An 8,992-nucleotide genomic window follows, 5' to 3' on the forward strand; every position below is an offset into this window, starting at 1 on the left:
ATTAAGTCCCGTCTTTATTGAGATGGGATTTTTTTTATAGTTTTGTTAAAATAATATCATTATGTCTTTATTTTAACAAATGTTTAAATTGAATTGTGACTAAATTATGAAAAGTAGCTTTTTTCTTGCCAACGAAAAAAAGCATTAAAGTAGTTCATCGAGATAGTTTTACACTTCATCGAAAAGTAATTAAGATATTGGAAAATAGGTATTTATACCTGTTTTGGTTGGCGATAAGTTTTCTAATTTTGATCATGAAAGAAAGAAAATAAGGCTTTAATTTTTATTTTCGAATGGAGATTTTGATTGCATGATTTCCCTAAATCACGCTGACCTACGTAATAAAATGTATTAATAACCAATTAAATATATTTATTATGAAAAGAGCAATTTTAAGCATCTCCGCGATGCTGTTTGTAGGAGTCGCAGCTTTTGCGCAAGGTAACATGAGTGATGTGGACCAAACAGGTTTATTAAATGGTGCACTGGTAGTTCAGGTAGGAGCAACTAATAGCTCAGATGTTGACCAGATAGGTATTGCCAACGTTGCAATTGTAGGACAGTACGGAGATGATAACGAGTCTACTGTTGGACAGTTAGGAGGAGGAAATGTTGCTATAGTAACACAAATTGGAGACAATAACGATTCTAGTATCACTCAAGGAATCTGGTTCGGTAATCTTGCAGTTACTACTCAAATTGGAGCTTACAACAATTCTGATGTGTTACAGATTGGTAACTTTAATACAGCTACTACGAATCAATTTGGTCTTGCTAATAACGCTTTGACTCTTCAATTCGGATATGGCAACACCGCATCTACCGATCAAATAGGACTGTTTAACAATGCAGCTACTCTACAATTAGGCTGGGATAACACCTCTAGTATTCAACAATACGGAGCCGGTAACTTTGCAGCTACTGCACAATTTGGAAATGATCATATGAGCACAGTTACTCAAACAGGTTTCTTAAATGGAAGTGTAGTAATTCAATCTAACTAAGAATAAACCAGGAAAAGGAAGAGCTTGAGCTATTAAGCTCTTCCTTTTTTTAAATTACAATATGTTATGAAACGTTTAGCCACTTTTGTATCCTTACTAATCACCGGGATTTTATTCGCTCAGGTAACGGATATGAATAGAAGTGACTATTTATTAAATGAAGCATACAATCGCAATCAAAATCAAACGGTAAATCAATATATTAAAAGCAACAATATCGTAACAGTTGCTCAAATTGGAAATTACAATCAAGCCAATTTAACCATCATAAGTAGTAATGCTTATGTTACCGCACAACAGACAGGCAACAACAACTACATGAATGTCTACAAAAATGCTGATGAAATCAATCAGTCCTACACACAAACAGGCAATAACAATTATATAAGTGATTTTTCGATGTACTCACGCGGAATCACTTCCATGGGAATCAATCAGTATGGCAATAATTTATCGGTAATCAGTACTGGTTCAAATTCGATATCTAAAGATTTAATAATTAATCAAACGGGAAACTCGGGGACAATTTACATATTCAATCGCTAGTGTCATGAAAAAATATTTGAACTTACTAATTGCATTTTTTGCTGTTTTTTTTTCTGAATCAGGATTTTCTCAGGAAGTTCACATAGAAGTAAAAGCCAAAATAGAAGTAAAAGAAATAGAAAATTTACTTGCTATTACGGGAACTGCAGAAAACTTAAAATCGCAGTTTAAAAATATATCTTATAAATTGACTGTATTTAAAAAAAATAAAAAAAACTCGAATAAATCAAATAATGCTCAGGATGGCAGAGTCACATTAGAACCGATTCAAAAAGTTGAACTTTCTAAAACGCAAGTCAATTTTACACCAGACGATGAGATCATCATATTGCTATTGATTTTTGATGAAAAAAATGAATTGATAGGCAAAGACCGTGTTGTTTTTGGAGAAGATAAAGTATCAGATGCCGCTAAGCCAATTCCTGTAGATGGAATTGAAATGATCGGGATCGTTGCTAATGATACCAAAACAAAACTGGGAAATGATTTTTATGATTTTTTTTATGCACAATATTCAAAGCTAAGAATAAATACAAGTAAAATCGTGACCGTTCAAGAGGAATTGACTTTTGGACGTACAACAAAAATTACTATTCTGATAGATGGAGAAATAGTAGAAGAATTTATTTCGCGTCCGGATGAAGATTTTTTAAAATACATGGCAGAATCTGCAGCATCAAAAGCATTTAAGTATTTTAAAGACATCGAAAAACAGAATAAAATAATAACTCAGTATTAATAAATAACTCAATATTAATAATCGAGAAGTAATTTTTTGTAGAGGAGTTTTTCTTTTTTTTTAATGTAGGAAACTAAATAACAGCAATATGAAAAATTTAATTTCATTCGTATTTGTGTTGGTTTTTTGTACCGTTTCTTTCGCACAGGATCTTGCTTATAAGCCTGTAAATCCAGCTTTTAATGGTGGTGAAACTTTTAATTATCAATGGCTGCTCAGTTCTGCGCAGGCACAAAATGATTTTAAAGAAGACAATACAAACGGATACAAACAGCCAACAGATCTGGAGCGTTTTAAAAGTACTTTAAATAACCAATTGCTCAATAGAATTTCAAATTCATTATTTGATAGTCAATTTGGGTCAGGTACAGGTTCTGGAGGTGGTACCGGAGGCGGTACGGGCGGAGGACTTACTCCTGGTAATTATGTCTTCGGAACGCTGTCTGTGGATATTTACAATTCTAATTTAGGAATGGTTGTCAATATTCTGGATATTGAAACTGGCGAGCAAACGCAAGTTATTATACCAGGTAAATAGTCTGGTACTCGATTTTTATAAAAAGTAAGTTCATGTTTTATTATTAAAAAATAACTAATTATGAATAAAACTCTCCTTTTTCTACTGTTAATAACCTGCCTACTCTCAGGATGTGGCGCGTATTTTAATCAACCCGTAGGAGTTCAGAAGGCTGTTTTTGGAGAAAACACTTCTGCAACTGAACACTTAGTCGATATGCCAAAACCAAAAGAACAGATTGTGGTAGGGGTATATAAATTTAAAGACCAGACAGGTCAATACAAAGCGACTGAAGTTGGAAGCACATTTAGCACAGCAGTTACTCAGGGTGCTACTTCTATTTTAATAAAAGCACTTCAAGATTCAAAATGGTTTGTTCCTATAGAACGTGAGAATCTGGGAAATTTATTAAACGAACGAAACATTATCCGGTCTACACGTCAGGAATATGAAGCCAAAAAAGAAGGCGGTGAAGCAGTATTGACGCCTTTACTCTTTGCAGGAGTTTTATTAGAAGGTGGTATTATTTCCTATGACACCAATATTATTACCGGAGGTTTTGGAGCCCGATATTTTGGTGCCGGAGGTTCGACACGATACAGACAAGATCGGGTTACGGTATATTTAAGATTGGTTTCCACCTCAAACGGAAAAATACTAAACACGGTTTACGTTTCTAAGACCATTTTATCACAAAGTATAGACGCCAGTTTATTTCGATACGTAAATCTAAATCGACTTTTGGAAGTAGAAACCGGTTTTACCAGAAATGAACCCATTCAGCTGGCAGTTACCGAAGCCATAGAAAAAGCCGTTGAAGGTCTTATTGTACAAGGAATCAAAGACAAGCTTTGGGAAGTGAATGCGCCTCAAAATCAAATCGATGCTTTTGTATCAGCCTATGATGCAGAAAAAAGCGAAGCCGATCTGGCACAATTATACGATAGAAATTTAGAAGACAAAAGAGGCCTTTTTGGTATAGAGGTTTCCGGAGGAACAGCCATTATACAGGGCGATTATAAAAGTCCGGAGCCGGCACCAATGACCAGAGGAGCGGTGAAATATTTTTTCACTCCGGCTTTTAATATAAGTGCCTCGGCCAATGCGTTCAAAATTGCGAATAAAGGAAGAGACAAATTAGGATATATATCTACAGATCTCAATCTCGAATTTATCATATTACCTCACGATATCCTGACTCCATTTGTTTTTGGTGGTTACGGATTTGAATTTAATAAGAAATATAAAAATTTTCATAGTAAAGTTCAGTTTGGAGGTGGTTTAGAATATATGGCGACCAGTAGTTTGGGAGTGAAATTATTCGCAGAATATAATATGACCTTTAGCGACAATGTTGATTATATCGTAAGAGGTAAAAGAGATGATTATTACTGGAGACTTGGTTTGGGACTCACTTATTACTTTCCAAAAAGTACCAATCACAAGAAAAGATAGTTCGCCAATAGAAGGTGAAAGAACAATATTTTTTCAATAAAAAATATAGAAAAAGTCAATATAAGTTTAACAAAATCAAGACCGCAATGAAAATAGGACTAAAAATATTGATATGCTTTATGCTTTTGGTTTCTTGTAGTGAAGATCAAATCGATGAAACAGGAACGGGAGCAGTAAAAGGAAGAGTAGTAGATGCCCGAACATATGAAGGAATAGAAAACGCACGTGTTTCTTCAAGCCCAACTACGAGTACCGTATTTACGGATAAAGACGGATATTTCGAGATAAATAATATAACAATGGGAAAATATTCTTTTCAGGCCCAAAAAGATGGCTTTACCGCCAGATTTGAACCTGCGACTGTTGAGAAAGACATAACAGTTCAGATTATTTTTGAGTTACAAGTGTCAACTGCCAACAACAAACCACCAGATGTTCCCATATTAACCGCACCTACAGACAATGCTACAGGGCAATCGCTAACACTAGATTTAACCTGGACAGCAAAAGATCCGGAATCAGATCCGATGACCTATACCGTTACGGTGAAAAACGGAACAACAGACGAAACGAAAACCTATGCCAATTTAAAAGACACAAAACTTAATATTTCAGGTTTAAGTTTTAGCACGAAATACTATTGGCAGGTAACAGCCGATGATGGAATTAATAAACCAGTAAATAGTGTCACAAACTCCTTTACGACTTTAGCATTTCCAAATCCGAGATATTTGTATGTTAAAAAAGTAAAAAATAACAATGTCATTTATACAGCCGATGAAGCCGGAAACGAACTTCAATTGTCATCTGCCGAAGTAAACAGCTACAGACCGAGAAAAAATTTAAGCATCAACAGAATTGCTTATATAAGTTCTGACGGATCATTAAATCAAATTTTTACAATGAATCCGGATGGTACTGATGTCAAAAAAATTACAAACTTTATACCTATAGCAGGATTTAATATGGAGTATGTTAATTATTGCTGGAGCACCAACGGAAGACAAATTATTTATCCAAATTTTGACAGATTGTATCGCATTGATTCTGACGGATCGGGATTGATTCAATTGTTTAAAACGCCAAACGGAAAATTCATTTCCGAATGTGAATGGAGTCAGGACGGGTCACAAATTGTACTTAAAGTAAATGATATGTCGGGATACAATGTTGAGATATATGTGATCAATACCGCCGGTGATGTATTGTATCAGGTACTTTCCGGAGTAACGGGTGGAGCAAGCGGTCTTAGTATTTCTGTAGACAATAGTAAAATTGCCTATACCAGAGATATTTCAGGATTCGAAAATTCGACTTACAGACGATTAGACTCCAGAATATTTATTTACACAGCTGCGGATAATACTTCAACCGAATTGGCAAGTCAAAAACCAAATGGATTTAATGATTTGGATGTAAAATTCTCTCCAAATGAAGCAGAGCTGATCTATGTCAATACATCAAATGATGGTTTATCAGCCAACACGATACAAAAAGTCACGATTTCCAGCAGCAATAGTAATGGTTCCAGAACAACACTATTTCAGAACGCCTCAATGCCGGATTGGAGGTAAAATACTAAAAACTTAATTTTTGATAACCAATTTTATAGAAAAAAATCGGCAGTGCCTAAAAGCCTGCCGATTTTTTTTGCGAATCAGAGATACGAATCAATCAAAGAATTAAAAAAAGGGATTATCTTTGCACCACATCAACACAAACTAAGTTACATGAGTTCAGATTCTAGCAAAAGGTACGCACAAAGAGGTGTTTCGGCATCAAAAGAAGACGTACACAACGCCATAAAAAATATTGATAAAGGTTTATTCCCGCAGGCATTTTGTAAAATTGTACCTGATTATTTAACGCAAGACCAGGAGCACTGTTTGATTATGCATGCCGACGGTGCCGGTACAAAATCATCATTAGCCTATATGTACTGGAAAGAAACCGGTGATATTTCGGTTTGGAAAGGAATTGCTCAGGATGCTTTAATCATGAATATCGATGACTTATTGTGTGTAGGAGCAACCGATAATATTTTGCTTTCTTCAACAATTGGAAGAAATAAAAACTTAATCCCTGCTGAGGTTATTTCAGCAATCATCAACGGTACAGAAGAATTAATCAACGAACTAAAATCGTTTGGAGTAACCATTCATTCAACAGGAGGAGAAACTGCCGATGTTGGTGATGTTGTCCGTACTATTATTGTAGATTCTACTGTAACAGCCCGTATGAAGCGCAGCGATGTGGTAGATAATGCCAACATAAAAGCAGGTGATGTAATTGTTGGTTTGGCTTCTTTTGGGCAGGCAACTTACGAGAAAAGCTATAACGGGGGAATGGGAAGTAACGGATTAACCTCTGCCCGTCACGATGTTTTTGGAAAATACCTGGCAGCAAAATACCCGGAGAGTTATGATGCAGCAGTGCCCGAAGAATTAATCTATTCAGGTCAGGTAAATTTAACCGATGCTGTCGAAAACAGTCCAATAAATGCAGGACAGCTGGTACTTTCGCCAACCAGAACGTATGCACCAATTATCAAGAAAATCTTAGATACCTATACACCAGCTGATATTCACGGAATGGTACATTGCAGTGGAGGAGCTCAGACAAAGATTTTACATTTCGTTCAGAACTTACACATTATAAAAGACAATTTATTTCCGGTTCCGCCATTGTTCCAATTAATTCAGGAGCAATCTAAAACCGATTGGAAAGAAATGTATCAGGTTTTCAATTGCGGTCACCGTATGGAGCTTTATGTTCCCGAAAATATTGCACAAGATATTATTGCAATTTCAAAATCATTCAATGTCGACGCACAAATCGTGGGTAGAGTAGAAGCAGCAGACACTAAAAAGCTTACCATTACCAGCGAGTACGGAACATTCGAATATTAATATTTTTTGAGTTACAAAAGTTCAAAGGTTCTGAGTGGCAAAGGTTTCTATACCGGAGTTTACAACAGAACCTTTTTTTATTAATCATTAGCTTTTTTAGGAGCTAATCCCGCTATTCGTTATAATCTTTTGTGCCGAACCCCGTCACAAAAGGATTTTCACTGCTATCGGGGCTAAAAAAAACATCAAGCTATGTATGAATTACTTTTTTGGAGATATTTAGAAGAGGTTTATCTGAACCATCATGAAGTTTATGAGGCCCTTGTGGAAAAAGAAGAAGTAGACGGTCTTGCAATACTTCCTGTTGAGGTCATTATCAACAGAATCAATTCCGTTTTTTCCCAATGGGAGCGAGTGGACGAAAACAGCTGGAAAAACAGCACAGGAAAAGGGGCTTTCCAGGTAATTACAACACCACAAAGTATCAAAATTGATTGTTATGGAACCGAAGGAAAAACCATGAATACACTGGTTTCCCTGATGGAAGAATTCAAATGTCCGTTATACGACCCGCAAGTTCCCGAGCGTTATGACGAAATGAATGAATAAACCATCATTTCCTATAATACTCTGCGAATCTCTGTGCAAAACTTAGTGTCTCTCTGTGAAATAGTTTTTAGATAAAGTAGATAGAAAACTTTATAGTGAGCAGCTCAAAAAATGAATTCATGACCACATCAAATTTTAATTTTTCCGATACTATAATTTTAGAAGACGATTCTGTTTTATTACGTCCTTTGCAAGAATCAGATGCCGATAATTTATTGGAAATCTCTGTTAACGAACCCGAAACCTGGAAATACTCCTTAGTAGGTGCAGATGGAAAAGAAAATCTGATCAACTATATCCAACTGGCGGTAAAAGGGCGAGAAAATCAAAAAGAATTTCCGTTTATAGTTTTCGATAAAAAAACACAAAAATATGCAGGTTCAACCCGTTTCTACGACATGAATCTGGAGTATAAATCACTGCAGCTGGGATATACCTGGTACGGATCGGCTTTTAGAGGAACCGGGCTTAACAAACATTGTAAATTCTTATTACTGCAATTTGCCTTTGAAACCCTTGGTGTGGAACGTGTAGAATTTCGTGCCGATAATAATAATGAACGCAGTATCGCCGCCATGAAAAGTATCGGATGTAAGGTTGAAGGTGTCTTACGCAGTCATATGCCTACTGCCAATAGTGATATACGTCGCGATTCTATTGTGTTGAGCATCCTGCAAAACGAATGGTTTGATGAGGTAAAGGAAAATCTAAAGCGTAAGCTTTAAAAAGAGGCGCTAGCCTCGACCCATATTGTAGGGCCGGATTTTAATCCGGTTTAAACGTCGCAAGAGCAAAAGAAGAACCATCAGTTCGGTCCATTTTACAAACTCATCGCAAACGTATAATTTGTTTTTAAAAAATACCGTCATTGTAATATGTGTCGTTCCTACGGAACTCTTGAACGTGTCGTATGATTTTTTCAACGGATCGAAATCCGTTGCTATAAATAGGTCGTTCCTTCGGAACTCTTGAACGTGTTGTATGATTTTTTCAACGGATTGAAATCCATTGCTATAAATATGTCGTTCCTTCGGAACTCTTGAACGTGTTGTATGATTTTTTCAACGGATTGAAATCCGTTGCCATAAATATGTTGTTCCTACGGGACTCTTGAACGTGTTGTATGATTTTTTCAACGGATCGAAATCCGTTGCTATAAATATGTCGTTCCTTCGGAACTCTTGAACGTGTCGTGTATTTTTTCAACGGATTGAAAACCATTGCTATAAATATGTCGTTCCTTCGGAACTCTTGAACGTGTTGTATGATTTTT

General features: G+C 36.0%; 9 protein-coding genes. All 9 read left to right on the top strand.

What is annotated here, in order from left to right; all coding sequences use genetic code 11:
- The first annotated feature begins 377 nt into the window (after positions 1 to 377).
- Entirely contained in the window at positions 378 to 1,004 is a 627-nt protein-coding gene (locus JO950_RS06240; RefSeq protein ID WP_202701863.1) for a hypothetical protein, read from the top strand.
- Between the two features lie 66 nt (positions 1,005 to 1,070).
- On the top strand, positions 1,071 to 1,550 hold the full coding sequence (locus JO950_RS06245; RefSeq protein ID WP_202701864.1) for a hypothetical protein: 480 nt from the start codon (positions 1,071 to 1,073) through the stop codon (positions 1,548 to 1,550).
- A 4-nt stretch (positions 1,551 to 1,554) separates the two neighbouring features.
- Positions 1,555 to 2,289 carry a CsgE family curli-type amyloid fiber assembly protein gene (locus tag JO950_RS06250; RefSeq protein WP_202701865.1) on the top strand — a complete coding sequence of 245 codons (735 nt, stop codon included), beginning with the start codon at positions 1,555 to 1,557 and terminating at the stop codon, positions 2,287 to 2,289.
- Between the two features lie 88 nt (positions 2,290 to 2,377).
- Positions 2,378 to 2,827 carry a curli assembly protein CsgF gene (locus tag JO950_RS06255; RefSeq protein WP_202701866.1) on the top strand — a complete coding sequence of 150 codons (450 nt, stop codon included), beginning with the start codon at positions 2,378 to 2,380 and terminating at the stop codon, positions 2,825 to 2,827.
- Positions 2,828 to 2,887: 60 nt separating this feature from the next.
- Positions 2,888 to 4,261, top strand: coding sequence for a CsgG/HfaB family protein (locus tag JO950_RS06260; protein WP_202701867.1), 1,374 nt, complete (start codon positions 2,888 to 2,890; stop codon positions 4,259 to 4,261).
- 86 nt (positions 4,262 to 4,347) lie between these two features.
- The gene (locus JO950_RS06265; RefSeq protein WP_230000387.1) at positions 4,348 to 5,835 is read left to right on the top strand and encodes a carboxypeptidase regulatory-like domain-containing protein; all 1,488 of its coding nucleotides are present in this window, start codon (positions 4,348 to 4,350) and stop codon (positions 5,833 to 5,835) included.
- A gap of 156 nt (positions 5,836 to 5,991) precedes the next feature.
- Complete coding sequence (locus JO950_RS06270; RefSeq protein WP_026110216.1) at positions 5,992 to 7,170, top strand: AIR synthase related protein; 1,179 nt, start codon at positions 5,992 to 5,994, stop codon at positions 7,168 to 7,170.
- A gap of 192 nt (positions 7,171 to 7,362) precedes the next feature.
- Complete coding sequence (locus JO950_RS06275; protein ID WP_202701868.1) at positions 7,363 to 7,719, top strand: hypothetical protein; 357 nt, start codon at positions 7,363 to 7,365, stop codon at positions 7,717 to 7,719.
- A 119-nt stretch (positions 7,720 to 7,838) separates the two neighbouring features.
- Positions 7,839 to 8,444 (top strand): GNAT family N-acetyltransferase, encoded by a 606-nt coding sequence (locus tag JO950_RS06280; RefSeq protein WP_202701869.1) that lies wholly within the window; start codon positions 7,839 to 7,841, stop codon positions 8,442 to 8,444.
- The last annotated feature ends 548 nt before the right edge of the window (positions 8,445 to 8,992 follow it).

The organism is Flavobacterium sp. UGB4466, assembly GCF_903469665.1.
Classification (GTDB): Bacteria; Bacteroidota; Bacteroidia; order Flavobacteriales; family Flavobacteriaceae; genus Flavobacterium; species Flavobacterium lipolyticum.